We start from the raw sequence: 18,327 nt of genomic DNA, 5'->3' as shown, positions 1-18,327 counted from the left end.
AATAATTTCTCACGGTTATAACTATACCACACTATGTTTCATAAAAGAAATACGTAAGCGATAGTTTCAAAGAATTTTCGAATTTAGGACACAATTTCATCTATAAAAATGAGTATTTCTAGAAAATTTAGTTGGATACACCTGTCTGAATAAGTAAATAATTACGATGAACTTAGCAAAAACAAGTGATTATTTAAATTAAAATAAATAAATCGAGGACAAAATACAATATATTTTCATTTTATCCTCGATTTAGTTTTAAATTTCTTCAGGCATCTCAGGTAGTTCTGATTGGATTTTTTCAACTTGTTCTTGAATTTGATCTAATCTTGGTTCTGCTTGAAACATGAAATTTTCAACATCTTGATTGATACCGTCAATAAAAGGCTCAATGTACGTATCAGCAGCAGCTTGTAGTGCTTGTGCTGATTCCTTGAATTGATCAAGTTTTTCAGTGAAATCTTCTTTCAAATCAGACCAGTCTTCTAATTCATCGACAAATTTTTGCCGAGTTGCTTTGCCGCTTCGGGGGGCAAAAAGCAAGCCGCTGGCAGCACCAACGATTGCGCCAAATAGAATTCCCTTAGAAAATTTACCCATTATTGTTCCACCTGCTTCATGATTTTTTCAGCTATTGTCTGCATTTCATCAGAAGAATAGCGCCCTTGATTATTTCCAAAATGAATAGAGAAGTCATCTGTTTTTCCATAACGCGGTATTAAATGAATATGAGAGTGAAAAACAGATTGATAAGCGAGTTCTTTATTATTGTTGATGATATTTAGACCGTCCATTTCTGGAAAAGCTTTTTCTAAAGCACGTGCTACTTTAGGAACACGTGCAAACACTTCGCCTGCAAGAGTTGGTTCATACTCAAAAATATCTGTTACATGTTCTTTAGGAATGAGTAAAGTGTGGCCTTTAGTTACTTGAGTAATGTCTAAAAAGGCATAAACCTTATCATCTTCATAAACTTTATAACTTGGAATTTCTTGATTGATGATTTTACAAAAAATACAGTCTGTCATGGTTTCCCTTCTTTCTTTTTGCTGTTTCTTTTACTTTACCATACCTTGAAATTTATTTGGGAGGAAAAGTTCATGAAACCTTCAAAAAGTTCGTGGTATAATAGATTCACGATAAAAATAGTTGGAGGTATAGAAATGAGTTTAGTAATTGAACATTTAACAGGAGGCTACGGTCATATCCCTGTTTTAAAAGATATTAATTTTGAAGTGAAATCTGGTGAAATGGTTGGTTTGATAGGATTGAATGGTGCAGGAAAGAGTACCACGATCAAGAATGTGATTGGTTTATTAACACCACAAAAAGGAAAAATTTCTATTGATGGAGAAACGTTGAGACAACAACCAGAAAGTTACCGTAAAAAAATCGGCTATATTCCAGAAACGCCTTCCTTATATGAAGAACTAACATTAAGAGAGCATATTGAAATTACTGCAATGGCTTATGATATTCCTATCGAGGAAGCTTTTAATCGTGCAGATGCGTTATTAAAAACATTCCGATTAGAAAATAAGTTAGATTGGTTCCCAGCCAATTTTTCAAAAGGAATGAAACAAAAGGTGATGGTTTTATGTGCCTTTTTAATTGAACCTAGTTTATATATCATTGATGAACCGTTTTTAGGATTGGATCCACTAGCGATTCATGCTTTATTAGAATTAATGGATGAAATGCGTAATCAAGGAGCGGCAATTTTGATGTCGACTCATATTTTAGCCACTGCAGAGCGGTATTGTGATCGTTTTGTGGTCTTGCATGATGGAGAAGTTCGAGCAGTTGGTTCGATGGAAGAATTGCGTGAAGAATTTAGTTTACCAGGTTCTTCTTTGGATGATATTTATATCGCATTAACTAAAGAAGAAAAGGTGGGGTAGTATGTCTGGATTTTTTGGCATTCGTTTAGCGCGCCATTTGAAAAAAATGATGAAATATATGCGTTACGTGTTTAACGATCATTTTATTTTAGTTTGTGTCTTTCTGTTAGGCGGGCTGGGGTTTTATTATTCTCAAGTGTTAAAAACACTACCAGCCAATTTTGTCTGGGGGAGACCCATTATTTTAGTTCTTTGGCTAGTATTACTACAAATTGGCCGTATTGCGACATTAGCTGAGGAGGCAGATAAAGTTTTTATTTTACCGAAAGAACTTGAGATGAATAGTTATTTAAATCGTGCGATTCGTTACTCTTTTTGGCTGCCGCTAGTCGCTTTATTCTTAATGGGTGGTATGTCGATGCCATTAGTGGTAGTTTCGACAGGATGGGCCTTTTCAACATTTTTCTATTTTATTGTGATGTTGGGAATTTTAAAGGCGAGTCATTTGCGTTTACAAAAATATGAGTTATATCAAATTTCTTCAAAAGAGTATTATCTGTGGTTTACATTGTGGTTCGTTACAAGTTTTGTAGCAATCACTCTTAGTTTATATGTTACGCCGTTAGCAGGACCTTTTGTCGCAGCGGTGCAAGCTGTATTTTTCTATGTAGCATTAAATAAAAAAGAACAAAATATCTCGTTAGATTGGGAACTGATGATTCAAAAAGAAAAAAATCGGATGCATCGAATTTATCAATTCATCCACTTATTTACAGATGTACCAGAAATTTCTAGCAGTGTGAAGCGTCGGAAATTTCTTGATCCATTATTGAGTAAAATCAAGAAAACAAACCAAAACACTTACTTATATCTATACGCTCGTAGTTTCTTGAGAGGTTCTGAGTATAGTGGTTTATTCGTTCGTTTGGTGCTCGTTGCTGGAGTGATTTTATTTTTCTTAAAAGAATTTTGGATTTCAATGGGTGTATCGGTTTTATTTGTTTATTTGATTGGTTTTCAGTTGATTCCGATTTATACACAGTTTGATTATATGGTGATGACACATTTGTATCCTGTGCCAAATGGACAAAAAAAACAAGCTGTGGGTAAACTTGTAACGGTATTATTATTTGCTGCAGCGATTCTGTTCAGTCTCTTTGTTATAGTTGCGTTACCTGATTTTAAAGAAGCTGTGATGGTTGTGGCGGCGTTGATTATTGAAGTGTTGTTGTTTGCTAAATTTTATGTTCCTTATCGTTTGAAGAAGATGGAGGCTTAATCATGCATATTTTATGGAATAATCAAATCGTTGAACGTGAAGAAGTAAAAATCGATATTGAAGATCGCGGCTATCAATACGGTGACGGTCTATATGAAGTCGTTCGAGTGTATAACGGCCACTTGTATATGGTGAAAGAACATTTAAATCGTTTATGGAGCGGTGCTGAAAAAATCAGAATGCACGTGCCCTTTACAAAAGAAGAGTTGACTGCTAATTTGGAGAAATTAGTTGAAATTGAAGGAATCAAAGAAGGAAAACTTTATTTTCAAGTAACAAGAGGAATCGATTCACCAAGAAATCATGCACTGCCAGATCCTAAAAAAGTCAAAGGGGTCTTAACAGCTAATATTAGACCGTATGAGCGCCCTTTGGAAAAAATGAAGGAAGGAATCACAGTAGCTGTAGTTCCTGATACACGTTGGTTACATTGTGATATCAAGTCATTGAGTTTAATGGGTAATGTGCTGTCATTGGATGAGGCTCGCCGTCAAGGGTTTGATGATGCCGTACTTGTCCGTGATGACAAAGTGACAGAAGCATCTGCAGCGAATTTCTGGGTAGTCAAAGAGGGGACTGTTTATACGCATCCAGATGGAAATTTGATTTTACCAGGAATCACTAAAATGAAAATTATCGAGTTAGCAAGAGAACTGGGCATTCCGGTTAAAGAAGAAGCCGTTTATGAAGAAGAATTGTTTACAGCGGATGAATGTTTTGTTTCTGGATCATTAACTGAAATCGTACCCGTTGTAAAAGTAAATGATCATATCGTGGGGACGGGAAAGCCAGGAAAAATTACTGAACAGTTACTAAATGCTTATATTGCAAGTGTTGACACAGTGTGTGGAACACCAGAAAATTAGTTTGACTATTAAAAGAACAAGAGAGATGCTTGACGTTAAACGTTATGGAAGCTAAAATGATACTTACTGCAAATAATTATTAGAAGTTGTTAGGATAGGAGATAATTTCCATGGCATTTCAGTTGGATAAAGAATGGCGCTTGCAGCCAATAAAAGGCGCAACTGGCCAAACTTTCATGGGTATACGTGCGACTGAAAGAGTATTTATTAAACGAAATACTTCTCCTCTTTTGGCTGCACTGTCTAAAGAAGGAATTGCCCCTAAGCTGGTTTGGACGAAACGAACAGTGACAGGCGATATTTTAACGGCACAAGAATGGCTTGATGGTCAAGTACTTAAAGCCCAAGAAATTGGTCAAAGAAACGATGTTGTAGACGTGCTTTATCATTTGCACCATTCGCATATGCTGAAAAGTATGCTTGGAAAAATTGGTGGTCAGATCCAAACGCCTGCAATGATGCTTCACGCATATGACGAGAGGTTGCCTAAAGAACTTCAAAATAATTCGTATCTTGCAAGAGTGTATCACTACTTGCAAGAGAATATACCAAATTATTCTATTCATAATTATATGGTCGTTCATGGTGATGTTAATCATCGTAATTGGATCGTATCTAATAATTATCTGTATTTAGTTGACTGGGATTCCGTAATGATTGCTGATCCAGCTTTAGACCTTGGCATGTTGCTCGGTCATTATGTCCCACGTGCAAGTTGGAACAAATGGCTATTATCTTATGGTATGCGGCCAAGTGAGGAAGCACTAACACGAATCAAATGGTATGCGTTGTTTAATTTCTTACAAGAAATTTTACGCCATTATCAATTAGGAGAAAAACGGGAAATGAATGCAGAGATATTGAAGTTGAAGCGAGCTTTTGGGTATTAAAAGAAGGTTAGGAAACAAGGAGTTGCTTCTGATTTCACCATTTATCCAGTCACCGTTTACTTAAATAAATAGAGGGCAGCGCAAAACAAATTCTGTTTTGTCCTACCCTCTTAAAATTTGCTATTTAAAGAAAGGAAACACAACATATGAGAATGAGAAAAAGACCTGGAGCGGCGGAACTTTTGGCTAGCCATCCTGAATTAGTTGTTGACGAACCTGAAAAGTGGCAGGGGCGTTGGGCCGAACGTTTTGGGAATGACCACCCGATTCATATTGAAATTGGTTCTGGTAAGGGACAATTTGTAGTAGGAATGGCAAAAGCAAACCCGAAAATCAACTATATTGGGATCGACATGCAACTAAGTGTTTTGTCAATCGCTTTAGAAAAAGCGTTAGAAGAAGAATTACCTAACCTGCAATTGCTTCATGTCAACGGAGAAGAATTGACACAATACTTTGCAGAAAATGAAGTGGATCAAATATACTTGAACTTTTCTGATCCATGGCCTAAGACAAGACATGAAAAACGTCGTTTAACATTTAAAACTTTTTTAGCAACAGATGAAAAAATCCTAAAACCAAATGGGGAAATCCATTTTAAAACGGATAACCGTGGTTTGTTTGAATATTCATTAAGCAGTTTTTCAAAATATGGTATGGTTTTAGAACAAGTTTGGTTAGATTTACATGCTAGCAATTATGAAGGAAATATCATGACAGAATATGAGGCGAAGTTTTCTGCAAAAGGTCAGCCGATTTATCGCGTAGAGGCAAGATTTCAATCTGAATAAGAATATAAAAAGAGGGGCATGTAGTATGACAATTGTTATAGTACGTGGTCTTTTTTTTTCACAAAAATGAGCAGGAGGGCGATAAAAAAAGGAACAGTTGAAACGTCACGGTCTCATACGTGATTGTTTCAACTGCTCTTCTTAATCTTTGATTCGTTTAACGTCAATTACAGTTCCTGTAAAGGCATCAGCAGTAAATTCATACTGAACCATAATTCCATCTTCCAAGCGCGAAATTCCGCCATTATAGGTTTTTGAATGAACGGCAAATTTTCGTAATGGTTTTTTCTCAAATTCTATCCAAGAGCCTTCGATGGGTCCTTCTTTCAAAAAGGCTGTTTTGACATTTTCTAAAACTAAATCAGCATCCAATGTCCTTTTTTTCTGATACCAAAGTGTAGAAGCAATACCGCTTATGATGCCTAAACTTACACCAAGTGCTAAGCCGCCTTTAAAATAGCTTAATTCATTTTCTTCATTCATGGGGAATAACCTCCGAGTATTTTCAAATGTTTGCCAAAATCATTCAGCGTTAACTATATTCTAACACATTGTACGAAAATATCGAAAAACAAAAAACGTGGGCAATTGAAAAAATTTGCGTTATAATGAATGTGAAATCATATGAAAGGAGTATCTGCCGTTTTTGTTTTTAATTAATGTTATTTTTTAGCAAAAAAGAATGAGTGATCCTAAGGAGGAGAGCTGGCAGATAATACAACAATGGAAGAAAAAACATTTCAACGTATTAAAGAATTAACTGAATTACAAGGAACGAGTGGATTTGAAGATGATATTCGTGCCTACATGAAAAAAAATATGGAACCATTGGTAGATGAAATTCAATATGATGGTTTAGGTGGGATTTTTGGTCTAAAAAGAGCGAAAGAACAAGATGCACCGCGTGTTATGGTTGCCGCTCATATGGACGAAGTCGGTTTTATGCTAACGCAAATCAAAGATAACGGATTATTCCAAGTGGTTCCTTTAGGTGGCTGGAATCCTTATGTAGTATCAGCACAACGTTTTACTTTAAAAACAAGTAAAGGAAATTATCCATGTATCTCTTCTTCAGTTCCACCCCATTTGTTACGTGGAACGAGTGGCCAAAAACAGTTAGAAGTAACAGATATTCTCTTTGATGCTGGTTTTGAATCGAAAGAGGAAGCGGAAAGTTTCGGCGTTCGACCAGGAGATTCAATTGTGCCACAAACTGAAACGATTAAAACAGCAAATGGCAAAAATATTATCAGTAAATCATGGGATAATCGCTATGGTTGTACTTTAGTTTTAGAAGCTCTGGAAGCTTTACAAAACGAACAATTAGGCCACACGTTGATCGCTGGGGCAAATGTGCAAGAAGAAGTTGGCTTACGTGGTTCTAAACCATCTGTCCATAAATTCAATCCAGATTTATTCTTTGCAGTAGATTGTTCAGCTGCAGATGATATTCAAACAAAAAAAGGAACTTACGGTCACCTTGGGGAAGGAACATTGTTACGTATTTACGATCCAGGTATGATTACATTACCTCGCGTACGTGAATATTTATTAGATACAGCCGCAACACACAACATTCCTTACCAGTACTTTGTTTCGAAAGGTGGAACGGATGCTGGCGCTGCTCATACCACAAATAATGGAGTGCCAAGTACTGTAATCGGTGTTTGTGGACGTTATATTCATACGCATCAAACAATGTTCAATATCAAAGACTTCGAAGCAGCCCGTGAAATGTTGATTCAAGTGCTAAAAGGACTTGATAAAACAACTGTTAACACGATCATTTACGGAAAGTAGAGGATAGTTTATGATTATTCCAGCATCTTATGAAGAGCTTGCAGGCTATGTTTCAGAAGGAAAAAGTGTCTTTTTCTTCACCGCAGATTGGTGTGGAGATTGCCGTTTTATCAAACCAGTGATTCCTGAAATTGAAGCAGAATTTCCAGACTTTCGTTTTATTGAAGTAGATCGAGATAAATTCATGGACCTTGCTTCTGAGTGGACTATTTTTGGTATTCCAAGTTTCATAGTGACTGATCAAGGCAAAGAGTTAGGTCGTTTAGTCAATAAAAATCGTAAAACAAAAGAAGAAATCACGACATTTTTAAAAAGTGTTCGTTGAGGTTCTAATTTATACTAGCTATCCGATTCAAGAAACAAAATAAATCAATCGGGAGATGAGTACATTGTTAACACAAACTTATAAGAATATTTTAGTTGGTGTAGATGGCAGTGATCAAGGGAATTTAGCGTATCAACAAGCAGTTGAAGTAGCGAGAAGAAATAATGGTCGTGTGATCGTGGCGCATGTTATAGAAAATAAAGTCTATACTATGATGGGGTATTCCTCTTTGAATGATGGTTTATTAGATCAAGAAACGGAAAGTGCAAAAGAAATATTAGCTGATTGTAAAACATACGCAAAAAGTGTGGATTTTGATCAGGTAGAAACCGTTTTGACTTACGGCGCAGCAAAAGAAGTGATGTGCCAAGAGTTACCAAAAACGTATGACATTGACTTAATCATGGTGGGACAGTCTGGCTTAAATGCAGTGGAACGTTTAATGATAGGTAGTGTCAGTAGTTATATCATTCGTCATGCCCCATGCGATGTTTTGATCGTTCATCCGGAAAAAAAGAAAAAATAAATAAGTATCATGTAAAATAGGTGAAGCATAGCGTAACCGTGTTGTTTCACTTATTTTTTCTGGATAAAAGGCTGATAAGAAAAAATATCATGCAGTCGACCTGTTTTTTTTGTTAAGATAGGACAGGGGATAGAGTGCGTTATATCGTTTTATAAGGCAGTATCTTGGAGAAATGATAAAAATGGAGTGAGAGAAAAAAATGATTTTTGCTTACAATAAGGAACATGTCGGCGATGTATTGATGGTCATCGTTTCTGACGATAAAGGACAAGAAAATAAAGTAGAACGCAAAGGAAATGTGGCACGAGTAAGTGTTTCTGAAGAGGGACAAGTTGTTGCTTGGAATATTTTTGACGCCTCAACATTATTAGGGGAAATTGTTGGAAGTGGTCAAATAGAGTTAACTGAAGAGCAGGTTGCTAAAGTGAATGCAGAACTTACTAACTCTGGTTTTTCTGAAAAGCTAGTTGCCAAGAATGAACCGAAAATTGTTATAGGTTTTGTAAAATCTTGCAAAAAACATCCTGATTCTGATCATTTATCAATTACTCAGACAGAAGTCGATAATGGCGAAGTTCTACAGATTGTTTGTGGTGCATCCAATATCAAAGCTGGACAAAAAGTGGTTGTCGCAAAACCAGGGGCTATGATGCCTGATGGATTGATGATTTGGCCAGGTGTTTTACGTGGCGTGGAAAGTTTTGGAATGATTTGTTCAGCAGGAGAGCTACGTTTACCTAATGCACCGACTAAAAAGGGGATATTAGAATTGCCTTTTGATGCGGTAGTTGGGAATCCATTTCCTGTAGGAAAGTAAAAAACAAAGTGAATCCCCACAACAAAACAGAAAAGTTGTTTTGTTGTGGGGTTATTTTTATTGTTAATCACCATTACATTCAGCGAAACTTGGTTCATTTGAACGGGCTGCATGTTGTTCTGCTTCCTCTAATGCAGTATACAGATTATAAACCTCTTGAATTTATTGCTCAGACAAGGTGTAGCTTGATAGAAAAAAAACTAGGTTGGATGCTTTTCACTCAGAAGAGGAAAGCATCACCTAGTTTTTTTAATTGTTATACTTATGGATTTTGTGAATTGTTTGAGTTAGATGAGTTTTGTTTAAGTGCGGATTGATCGATCGTTAATTCTACATCCACACTTTGTTCTTTCCCATCACGGTAGAATGTAACTTTCATTTTATCGCCGACTTTTTTCTTGTAAAGAGCACTTTGTAAATCAGTTACAGAATTTATCTCTTCACCGTCTATTTTAGTGATAACATCATATCGTTCAATGCCTGCTTTGTCCGCTGGAGTAGCCGTTTGAACAGTGCGAACAAGGACACCCATTTGGACAGCTTCAGGAAGTTTTAAGATTTCTTTTCTTTGTTGTGTTGATACATTTGTCAATTCTTCCATTGAAATACCTAGTGCTGGACGAGTTACTTTTCCTTCTTTTTCCAATTGATTGATAATATTTACCACATCATTACTTGGAATTGCAAAGCCCATTCCTTCAACACTTACTTGGCTTTCAGATTGTACGATTTTAACAGAATTGATCCCGATTACTTGACCTTCAATATTAACTAAAGGACCGCCTGAGTTTCCTGGATTGATCGCAGCGTCAGTTTGGATTGCATTGATGTTGATTGCTTGACCATTGTTTTCGTTTTGGATATTTCTGTTTAATGAAGAAATGATCCCTTGTGTTACTGAATTGGCATATGCTGAACCTAATGGTGAGCCAATAGCTAAAGCGGGTTCACCAATTTTTAGTTTATCAGAGTTACCAAATTCGGCAATTGAGTCAACTTTATCAGATGAAATTTTGATTACGGCAAGGTCAGTATAAGAATCCGTACCGACTAGCTCACCTTGAACTTTCGTACCATCATGTAAAACAACTTCTAAACCTTTTGCTTGGTCTACTACGTGGTTGTTGGTAACAACATAGGCTGTTTTTCCATCTTTTTTATAAATTACACCGCTACCTTCGCTAGCAGCTTGTAGATCACTACCGTCAGATTTTGAGCTGTCACCTTGGCTGCCATCATTTCCGCCAAAAATACTACCAAAGCCACCATCATCAGTATTTTGACTAGGGCTTTGTAAGTTAATGACTGAAACAACGGTATCTTTCACTTTATCAACCGCTTTAGTCACATCGCTATTTACATCTAAATTAACGTTTGTTACTTTTGTATCCCCTTTGTTATCTTTTACTGAGTTTGTTGTTGATGAATTAGTAGATGAAGGTGAATTTTGTCCCATAATGGCATAAGCACCGCCAAAAGCAAGAGCTCCTCCAAGCAACCCTCCAATCAAACCCATTCCAAATTTTTTAAATAATCCATTTTGCTTTTTATCTGAATCAGGTGTAACGTCTTTCTTTTGCATACAAGCAACCTCCTAATTAATTATCATTATTTATTATATTTAGTATAGTCTTTCAAGACACCTTTAGTCTACCCAAGAGCTTTGAATTTTTTATGAACAAGTTAGGGAGAAAAACAGATACAAATGATGAAAAATCTCATTTTGAGAAATACTTATACACAGTAAAGTGTGAAAAACTTTTGAAAAATAGAGGAAAACACCTGTGAAAAAGTTATCCACATTTTGTGGATAATGTGGATAAATAAATGGGAATATGTGTTTGTATCTCAAAATACTATAAAATAAAGGATAATTTGAAGTTCGTCTGTGGATAAGTCTGTGCATATGTGTATAACTTTGTGGGAAAGTATGTGGAAGAGTCAAAACTTTCATGATAAAATTGTTAACAAGTAGAAGAATGTAAATAGGAAGAGACGTGAAATCAATGAAAATAAAAATTATTACTGTGGGTAAGTTGAAAGAAAAATATTTAGTTCAAGGAATCAATGAATATTTAAAACGCCTGCAAAGTTATGCAAAAGTAGAAATTATTGAAGTATCAGATGAAAAAGCTCCAGAAAATCTAAGTGAGGCAGAGATGCAGCAGGTTAAGGGAAAAGAAGGCGAACGAATTTTAGCCAAAATTGCGGATCAAGATCATGTTTTTGTTTTGGCAATCAATGGAAAGCAGTTCAGCAGCGAGGAGTTTTCTAAGGAAATCGAGCAGTTAGGAATTAATGGTAAAAGCCAGTTAGCATTTGTGATCGGTGGTTCACTAGGTTTGAGTGATGAGGTACTGAAAAGAAGTCAGCAGCAGATGTCATTTGGAAAGTTGACTTATCCACATCAGTTGATGCGGTTGGTTTTGGTGGAACAGATTTATCGTGGATTTCGGATTATGCGAGGGGAACCGTATCATAAATAGGGATATTTTTGGTCTATTTGAATTGTTTAAAAGAAGCATTTACTATTCTTTTTCTTGATAGAGTATAGGGGGATTAGTGATAAAACAAGCAGATACTTAATTATAGAATGAAGGGATTCATCTAAACCTTATTCTAACAAAACAAAGTTTACTTATATTGATACTTTACTTTATTTCTTGTGATTCAATCAATAAGTCATGCTAAAACAGCGTTTATTTTGAGGCTTTTTTGTTAAACCAAAAAATTTTAAACTAAATTAGTCATTATTTATTAACTTTTTTACTAAATAGTCTATATTTTTATACTATATTCCGTTAAACTGTACTTATTGAAAAAATAGTAAAAGGGGTCGATTCTTTTATGAGTCATATAGCTTCAGATATAGGAGCTGCTACAGGTGCGGTATCTGGTATTAAATCCGTATCTGTCAACAAAGGTACACAAGTGACACTAGGAAAAAGTAACGTTTCTAGTATGAAACAAGGAACGGAAATAAATAATCAATTATTGTCAGATTTAGCTCAATTAATTGATTGCGTGAAAGAACAAAGTCAGAAATTTCCCAAAATTGCGGAAATTATGGCGATTGAAGATAGCAAAATCAAATTTTAAGGAGCCAATTCATGGGGAATAAAAATGATGCTGAACGAGCCAAGTATGGACGGTTCATTATAGAAAAAGAAACAAGTATGGATGAATTGAAACAAGATCAGAAGAAGATCGAAATGAATCTACAAGACTTACAAGAGGAGTTACGACGAGGTTATCATACGCTAGCTATGTTAAATGAAGATGTTGTTCGTGATGGAAATAGTGAAGGGATTCGTATTCAACGAAGAAATGAAGAACAAGAACGTTTTTTTGTCCGTCAATTGCGAGAAGCTGAAGACAATTTAACTAATAGTTATGCCGAGCAGCGAAAAATACTCGATAAAGAAACCGAAGAATTGTATAAACAGAGGGGTGAAATTCCTTGGGATTGATTTATTCTAGCTCAGATTCTTCACAACTAATCTCTGCATTACAGAAAAACATCCAAAGTGGCAAGGAAGCTTCCGAACAATTAAAATCTGGAAGTCAACAGGTGATAGCTGCGGTAGATGGTAAAACATTGTCTGGAGCAGCTTACACGGCTGGTAAAGGATTATTTAGTGATTTAATTGTACCCACCATTAGCAAAGTAACTTCTGCAATAGATAGCATTGAAAGTGAGTTACAGACCTACAGTTCCGCCGATGCATTGGTTTCAGGTGAGGGGACATTGGATGAAGACAAATTAATGCAACAAATAGCCACGAAAAAAGCGATGAAAGCGTCTGTTGATGCATCGGCAGCATTAGCTAGAGCACTGTCTCGAAATAATCCTGTAGCAAAAGTATTGGACGCTTTATTAAACGTTCAATCCAATTTGGCTCGTATGTCGAATGATTTTGAAGATGATATACGAGAACTCGAAAAAAAATTGGAAAAGCTGCACACCTTTTCTTCTCAAACAAACGGGTTGTTCAGTAATAGTTTGAATGACATGAAAGTGGCAATGCAAAATTGTTTAATTTTAGAGAATACAGTAGTGAATAGTGACGGATCGTACTCTTTGCCAGAAGGAGTCGATAAAAGTTGGTTTAATCAATTGAAAAAAGCAAGTGATTTAAATGGGATCACAGGAGATAAGCAACCCGATGTAGGGAATCGGGAATATAAATTAATTGATTTAGGATATGGAAAAATATGGCTTTGGGTAGAAAAAGGGAAAACGACAGCCACGTCAGAAGATATTACGGTAAGTTTGGCGTATAATGAATGGTTGAGTCGAATGATTGCAAAACATGGTCTAGGATTTGTTCAAGGGGATCGTGGAAAAGGAATGGACGAGTTATTCTATGAACAAAATGCGACGTTGATAAAAGAACTTTCAACAGGGATCGATAGTGTGACAGGGAAAAAATTAACAACAGCCGAAAAATTAGGGAAAGCATCGTTATTGGCAAATGGGTTAATCACAATGGGTGTGATGGTCAAAGGGGTTGTGAAGATATCTACTCCCAAAAATAACCTACCTAATAAGAATACAGTTATTCAAGGAAGTAAGAACGGAAAGAATTATACGCTAGATAAAAATAAGAGTAATGGAAATAAATCTTATCAGAAAGCCAGTGGGGCTGAAAAGATTAAACAGCCTATTGAGAACGGTCCATACATCAAAAATGGAAAACCAAACGGACGCCCACAACTTTCAGGGGAGAAAAAAATACAATTCGAAAAAGATGTATATAATAATCAAGTAGATCCAGATGGTATTTTAAGAGATCCTAATACAGGTGAAACTATTGATTGGAAACCAGGGGATACTAGAAAAAATAAAGTAGATTTTGGACATACAGAAGGAAATTCTTATAAAAATATGTTTGAAAAATACAAAAATGGAGAAATTACTTTAGACGAATTGAAAGAATTTCAATTTAATTCAGATAATTTTAGGTTAGAGACGCCCTCTGCAAATAGAAGCCATCAGTATGAATAAAAAGGAGCCGATAAGATGAAAATGACAACAATATTTGATGCTGTCAGAGATGGTAGTTTAGATGATGTAAAAAAAATGTACAAGGGAGATATTAACGAAGTCAACAATGAGTTAGATTTGAATTTACTGTGTATGGCAATGACTAACATGAATAATGAATCAGAAAAAATTAAGATAATTCAGTTCTTAATTGATGAAGGCATAAATATTAATTATACAACAAGTAAATATCAACGAAACGCATTGCACATGCTTTATTTTTGCAATTTGAGACCAAGTATTGATTATATGGTTGAAATTAGTAAGGTACTAATAGATAATGGAATTGATATTAATGGATTAGACAAATACAAAGCAATACCATTAAAATATTCAATTACGATTAATAAATTGTCAACAGATGAAAATAAACCTCTATACTGGATGTTGTTAGAGGCAGGCTCTAATTTTGAGTTAAAGGATAGCTTTGGGAAATCTTGTTTGGATTATGCTCAAGAGTATTCATGGAGAAATGATTTTGTAAAAATTGTGGAGGAATTTGAAAGTGAAAATAAATAATTCTGATTTCGGTGGGTTTGTGGTATCCAATAATATCTGTAAGGGAAATCCAATAAAATATTCTTTTAGAGAAAAATCCGAAATTAATAGTTTAAATGGTTGGACACTATATTCAACTATGGATGACGAGGCTTATGTTAATGAATCTCATAATTTTACGATTTTAAATGCAGATTCTATATTTAAGATATCCTCAGCAATGCTAGAAATTTTTAGTGCCCCGTATGGTACTGATTTGTGTTGGTTATATGAGAATGATGTTCATATTGGATTTTATGATTTAAAAACCGATCAAGAAGTAACTATTGACGAGATAATAACAACAAAATAAAAAAAGGCACTCTACCACTCGACGGGAATCGAGAAAATAGAGCCTTGACTAGTAAGAAATAAGCTCACTAATCAGGTTGCCAATAACGAATAAAGAGTAGCCTGTGCTAGTTATACAAAGTACTAAATCTGAATTTATCTATTAAATAAGCTAGTAATAATGCAAGTAGTTACTGGGTAGTAAAGAGATAGATAACTATATATTATATTTATGAAGATCAATCATCTTAATCGGTGGTTGGTCTATTTTGTGTTCCAAGGAGGAAAGGAAATGTTTGATAACAAAGAAAATCGATACATCACGAAGGGAGTGAACGATCACGTACCAAAAGAAATCCAACTCTATTGCTGGAATTTGATCGATAAAAAAAGAAGTAAAGCTGAAACAGAATTAGACTACTCATAAATCTTTGAGTTCAATCCAGATAAGCAACGCCAAGCAATTGAAGTGATTCATCGACAAGAGCAACCATTTTTCATTGATTATCATACTTACACCATAAAGGGAAAGATAGTTGATTTCCAAATTAAAAATTATGGGTGATCGATGATCGTAGTCATCAAATTATGTTATTACCAGAATACTATTAATTGGCATTTTTCTAAGAACCAACTACAACAATCAAAAAGGAGAAAAACATGAAAACAAATCAACCGAGAAAACGTGTAGCTATCGTCAGTCTTGAACTGGTGAAAGAAGTCTCCCCTTTTTATGCCGCTAGAACCTGTACTAGCCCTCAAGCTGTTTACGAGTTATTCGCCTAAAAAAGAAATTTTAAACTCTTTAGATGCAATTGGGATTATTCAGTATTTTGATGTGGTAGTTAGCGGAGAAGAAGTCGCCCATTCAAAACCTGCGCCAGATGTTTTTTAGAAGCAGCTAGACAATTAAAAGTTCCTTCACAAAGATGTTTGGCTTTTGAAGATACCAAAAATGGTGCTTTATCAGCAAGTAGGGCAGAGATGACAGTTATCGGTTTTCAAAATCCTGATTATCCGCCTCAAGATTTATCTGTGACAGATAAGGTGATAACCTCTTTTGGAGATTTAAGTGTAAAATAGTTGATCTTTTATTGAGTAGTTGTTTCTGTTTTAATAATTTGTGATGGCTCCTATAATGGAAATGTGGACAAATTGTAATAGAAGAAAACTTACAGAAAGTTGATTTTATTTTAGGTGAATAGTATCCTATTGTAAAGTACAAAACGTGAAGTAATCCTATGTAGCAATATAGGTGTTTCTTCACGTTTCTATTGTTTTAATCATCTATCTATGGTGCTACGATGATAACAAATGGAACTACTACAGCCAATAATAAAATAGACATACTGATCTCTCCTATCTTAAATTCTGTTACTACCTTTATCATAACAGAATTTAATTTGATTATAAACGGTATTTAAACTTTAAGTATAAAATAGATTGATATGTGGTATAATTTTACAAAAAAGGAGTATATCTTATGAATGTAAATGAAACATTGCTCTTTTTTAGACAAAATATGAAGTTTACACAAAAAGAAGTATTACCTTATCATGATACTTCCGCTTATTCTAGAATTGAAAGCGGTAAACGAGAAATAAAGATGTCTGAACTAACAGCAATTCTTAATAAGCTTTCTATTTCACCAGAAGAGTTTATCTGTCATTCTTCATTGGACGATGATCAAAAAAAGTTTAGACAATTATTTGAATATTGCGCTACTCATCTTACGAATCAAAGTAAAAAGAAAGAATTACTTCACTACTATAATCAATTGAAAAATATAGAAAATCAATCATTAAAGGAACGTTCCAATTTTATTGCGATTAAGGTGTTCTTTTCAAATCACTGGTCAGAAGTTGAGCAAGTGACAAAAGAAGGATTAAATGATAGTTTTACTTATTTAAGCAAAAAATCATACTATGTTCAATATGATTATACATTGATGTCAAATATTATTTTTCTTTTAGAAGAGCAACGAGCTGAACTATTAATAAGAAGAGCGATTCCAATAAAAGATGAAGAAAATCGAAATACAGTAACGAAACAATTTGCATATAATTTAATTACTAATCTGATTACCTCCAAACTATATAGTAAGGAATATGGGAAAGTGCAAGACTATTTAGTGCTTGCTAAAAAGCAAAACCCAAAAAATAAGAATTATAAGTATCACATGACCATTAGTTATTTAGAAAATTTATATTTATATCTAACTAAAGGAGATTATACGTACATCAAGAGTGTCTATGATTACATTCATATCCTTCATACTATTGGAGAAGAACAACTTTCTATAATGACTGAGAAAGAAGTTGAGCAGTTGACACTTGCTAGGACAGATTCACCTATTAATACGATGAAGGTGAATTAGTGTATCTAGCTCAAAAATAATTATATATTATATCTATGAAGATCAATCATCTTAAATGGTGGTTGGTCTATTTTTGTGTTTTAAGGAGGGAATAAAATGTTTGATAACAAAGAAAATCGTTACATCACGAAGGGAGTGAACGAACAAGTACCAAAAGAAATCCAACTCTATTGCTGGAATTTGATCGATAAAAAAAGAAGTGAAACTGAAACAGAATTAGACTACTTACAAATCTTTGAATTCAATCCAGATAATCAACGCCAAGCAATTGAAGTGATTCATCGACAAGAGCAACCATTTTTCATTGATTATCATACCTACACCATAAAGGGAAAGATGCCTGATTTCCAAATTAAAAAGTTATGGGTGATCGATGATCGTAGTCATCAAACCATGTTATTACCAGAAGATTATTAACTGCATTTTTCTAAGAACCAACTACAACAATCATAAAGGAGAAAAACATGAAAACAAACCAACCGAGAAAACGTGTAGCTATTGTCAGTCTTGAACTGGTAAAAGAAGCCTCAACTTTTTACGCCGCTAGAACTTGTACTAGCCCTCAAGCTGTCTATGAATTATTCGCCCCGTTTATTGAAACAAAAGACCGAGAACATTTGGTGGTAGCTGGTTTAAACGTAAAAAATGAACCAACGGCTATTCAAGTTGTTCATATAGGAACCATCAATCAGTCACTCGCTTTCCCTAGAGATATCTTAAAGATGGCGCTGTTGTCAAATAGTGTGTCTATTTGTGTTGGGCATAATCATCCTTCAGGTAGTGTGACCGCTTCATTAGCGGATATTGAATTTACTGCGAAGTTAGAAAAAGCCTGTCGATTGCTTCAAATCAATTTACAAGATCATCTGATTATTGGTAGTAATGGAAACTATTTATCTATGAAAGCAGAAGGGTATATAACCGATAGTAAGTAATGAAG

The 18,327-nt window shown here is 34.8% G+C and carries 23 protein-coding genes and 1 pseudogene; 20 read left to right on the top strand and 4 right to left on the bottom strand.

Annotated elements, in window-relative coordinates; translation table 11 throughout:
• Positions 1-258: 258 nt before the first annotated feature.
• Both AC4BB5_RS16420 and AC4BB5_RS16415 read right to left on the bottom strand, forming a co-directional pair.
• Positions 259-600 (bottom strand): YtxH domain-containing protein, encoded by a 342-nt coding sequence (locus AC4BB5_RS16420; protein WP_490457132.1) that lies wholly within the window; start codon positions 598-600, stop codon positions 259-261.
• A pseudogene (locus tag AC4BB5_RS16415) lies at positions 600-1,043 on the bottom strand (HIT family protein); the annotation flags it as partial. The pseudogene AC4BB5_RS16415 and the gene AC4BB5_RS16420, both read right to left, overlap by 1 nt.
• Before the next feature lie 120 nt (positions 1,044-1,163).
• Between AC4BB5_RS16415 and AC4BB5_RS16410 the strand changes: the two are divergent.
• The 5 genes from AC4BB5_RS16410 (at position 1,164) to trmB (ending at position 5,667) form a co-directional block, all read left to right on the top strand.
• Positions 1,164-1,901, top strand: coding sequence for an ABC transporter ATP-binding protein (locus AC4BB5_RS16410; RefSeq protein WP_490457131.1), 738 nt, complete (start codon positions 1,164-1,166; stop codon positions 1,899-1,901).
• 1 nt (position 1,902) lies between these two features.
• Positions 1,903-3,120, top strand: a complete 1,218-nt coding sequence (locus tag AC4BB5_RS16405; protein ID WP_490457130.1) for an ABC transporter permease — start codon at positions 1,903-1,905, stop codon at positions 3,118-3,120.
• 2 nt (positions 3,121-3,122) lie between these two features.
• The gene (gene dat, locus AC4BB5_RS16400) at positions 3,123-3,986 is read left to right on the top strand and encodes a D-amino-acid transaminase (protein ID WP_490457129.1); all 864 of its coding nucleotides are present in this window, start codon (positions 3,123-3,125) and stop codon (positions 3,984-3,986) included.
• A 110-nt stretch (positions 3,987-4,096) separates the two neighbouring features.
• Positions 4,097-4,876 carry a phosphotransferase family protein gene (locus tag AC4BB5_RS16395; protein WP_490457128.1) on the top strand — a complete coding sequence of 260 codons (780 nt, stop codon included), beginning with the start codon at positions 4,097-4,099 and terminating at the stop codon, positions 4,874-4,876.
• A 146-nt stretch (positions 4,877-5,022) separates the two neighbouring features.
• Complete coding sequence (gene trmB, locus AC4BB5_RS16390; RefSeq protein ID WP_490457127.1) at positions 5,023-5,667, top strand: tRNA (guanosine(46)-N7)-methyltransferase TrmB; 645 nt, start codon at positions 5,023-5,025, stop codon at positions 5,665-5,667.
• 141 nt (positions 5,668-5,808) lie between these two features.
• Here trmB and AC4BB5_RS16385 read toward each other — a convergent pair whose 3' ends face one another.
• Positions 5,809-6,150, bottom strand: a complete 342-nt coding sequence (locus AC4BB5_RS16385) for a peptidase (RefSeq protein WP_490457126.1) — start codon at positions 6,148-6,150, stop codon at positions 5,809-5,811.
• Between the two features lie 240 nt (positions 6,151-6,390).
• On the opposite strand from AC4BB5_RS16385, the gene pepA reads away from it, so the two are divergent.
• The 4 genes from pepA (at position 6,391) to ytpR (ending at position 9,135) form a co-directional block, all read left to right on the top strand.
• Positions 6,391-7,467, top strand: a complete 1,077-nt coding sequence (gene pepA, locus AC4BB5_RS16380; RefSeq protein WP_490457125.1) for a glutamyl aminopeptidase — start codon at positions 6,391-6,393, stop codon at positions 7,465-7,467.
• A gap of 10 nt (positions 7,468-7,477) precedes the next feature.
• Positions 7,478-7,792, top strand: coding sequence for a thioredoxin family protein (locus tag AC4BB5_RS16375; protein WP_490457124.1), 315 nt, complete (start codon positions 7,478-7,480; stop codon positions 7,790-7,792).
• 64 nt (positions 7,793-7,856) lie between these two features.
• Positions 7,857-8,318, top strand: a complete 462-nt coding sequence (locus AC4BB5_RS16370) for a universal stress protein (RefSeq protein ID WP_490457123.1) — start codon at positions 7,857-7,859, stop codon at positions 8,316-8,318.
• A 199-nt stretch (positions 8,319-8,517) separates the two neighbouring features.
• The gene (gene ytpR / locus AC4BB5_RS16365) at positions 8,518-9,135 is read left to right on the top strand and encodes a YtpR family tRNA-binding protein (RefSeq protein WP_490457122.1); all 618 of its coding nucleotides are present in this window, start codon (positions 8,518-8,520) and stop codon (positions 9,133-9,135) included.
• 262 nt (positions 9,136-9,397) lie between these two features.
• On the opposite strand, the gene AC4BB5_RS16360 is transcribed toward ytpR, so the two are convergent.
• Entirely contained in the window at positions 9,398-10,717 is a 1,320-nt protein-coding gene (locus AC4BB5_RS16360) for a S1C family serine protease (RefSeq protein ID WP_490457121.1), read from the bottom strand.
• Between the two features lie 424 nt (positions 10,718-11,141).
• Here AC4BB5_RS16360 and rlmH point away from each other — a divergent pair, with 424 nt between their 5' ends.
• The 11 genes from rlmH (at position 11,142) to AC4BB5_RS16305 (ending at position 18,322) form a co-directional block, all read left to right on the top strand.
• Positions 11,142-11,621 carry a 23S rRNA (pseudouridine(1915)-N(3))-methyltransferase RlmH gene (rlmH, locus tag AC4BB5_RS16355; protein WP_490457120.1) on the top strand — a complete coding sequence of 160 codons (480 nt, stop codon included), beginning with the start codon at positions 11,142-11,144 and terminating at the stop codon, positions 11,619-11,621.
• A 361-nt stretch (positions 11,622-11,982) separates the two neighbouring features.
• Entirely contained in the window at positions 11,983-12,234 is a 252-nt protein-coding gene (locus AC4BB5_RS16350; RefSeq protein WP_479998518.1) for a hypothetical protein, read from the top strand.
• An 11-nt stretch (positions 12,235-12,245) separates the two neighbouring features.
• The gene (locus AC4BB5_RS16345) at positions 12,246-12,605 is read left to right on the top strand and encodes a hypothetical protein (protein ID WP_490457119.1); all 360 of its coding nucleotides are present in this window, start codon (positions 12,246-12,248) and stop codon (positions 12,603-12,605) included.
• Positions 12,596-14,143, top strand: a complete 1,548-nt coding sequence (locus AC4BB5_RS16340; RefSeq protein ID WP_490457118.1) for a GH-E family nuclease — start codon at positions 12,596-12,598, stop codon at positions 14,141-14,143. Before AC4BB5_RS16345 ends, AC4BB5_RS16340 begins: the two co-directional genes overlap by 10 nt.
• Before the next feature lie 15 nt (positions 14,144-14,158).
• Positions 14,159-14,701 (top strand): ankyrin repeat domain-containing protein, encoded by a 543-nt coding sequence (locus AC4BB5_RS16335; protein WP_429953582.1) that lies wholly within the window; start codon positions 14,159-14,161, stop codon positions 14,699-14,701.
• A complete protein-coding gene (locus AC4BB5_RS16330) occupies positions 14,688-15,032 on the top strand; it encodes an immunity protein Imm33 domain-containing protein (protein ID WP_429953581.1) in 345 nt (114 codons plus the stop codon). Before AC4BB5_RS16335 ends, AC4BB5_RS16330 begins: the two co-directional genes overlap by 14 nt.
• Before the next feature lie 270 nt (positions 15,033-15,302).
• Entirely contained in the window at positions 15,303-15,437 is a 135-nt protein-coding gene (locus AC4BB5_RS16325; protein WP_429953580.1) for a DUF960 family protein, read from the top strand.
• Between the two features lie 306 nt (positions 15,438-15,743).
• On the top strand, positions 15,744-15,905 hold the full coding sequence (locus AC4BB5_RS16320) for an HAD hydrolase-like protein (RefSeq protein ID WP_429953579.1): 162 nt from the start codon (positions 15,744-15,746) through the stop codon (positions 15,903-15,905).
• Between the two features lie 588 nt (positions 15,906-16,493).
• Positions 16,494-17,387, top strand: a complete 894-nt coding sequence (locus tag AC4BB5_RS16315) for a helix-turn-helix domain-containing protein (protein WP_490457117.1) — start codon at positions 16,494-16,496, stop codon at positions 17,385-17,387.
• Between the two features lie 96 nt (positions 17,388-17,483).
• Positions 17,484-17,804: a DUF960 family protein gene (locus tag AC4BB5_RS16310; RefSeq protein WP_490457116.1), complete on the top strand. Its 321-nt coding sequence runs from the start codon at positions 17,484-17,486 to the stop codon at positions 17,802-17,804.
• A gap of 47 nt (positions 17,805-17,851) precedes the next feature.
• Positions 17,852-18,322: a JAB domain-containing protein gene (locus AC4BB5_RS16305; RefSeq protein WP_490457115.1), complete on the top strand. Its 471-nt coding sequence runs from the start codon at positions 17,852-17,854 to the stop codon at positions 18,320-18,322.
• Positions 18,323-18,327 lie beyond the last annotated feature (5 nt).

Source organism: Enterococcus sp. AMC1252, assembly GCF_058216515.1.
This window is presented reverse-complemented; position numbering and strand designations above follow the sequence as displayed.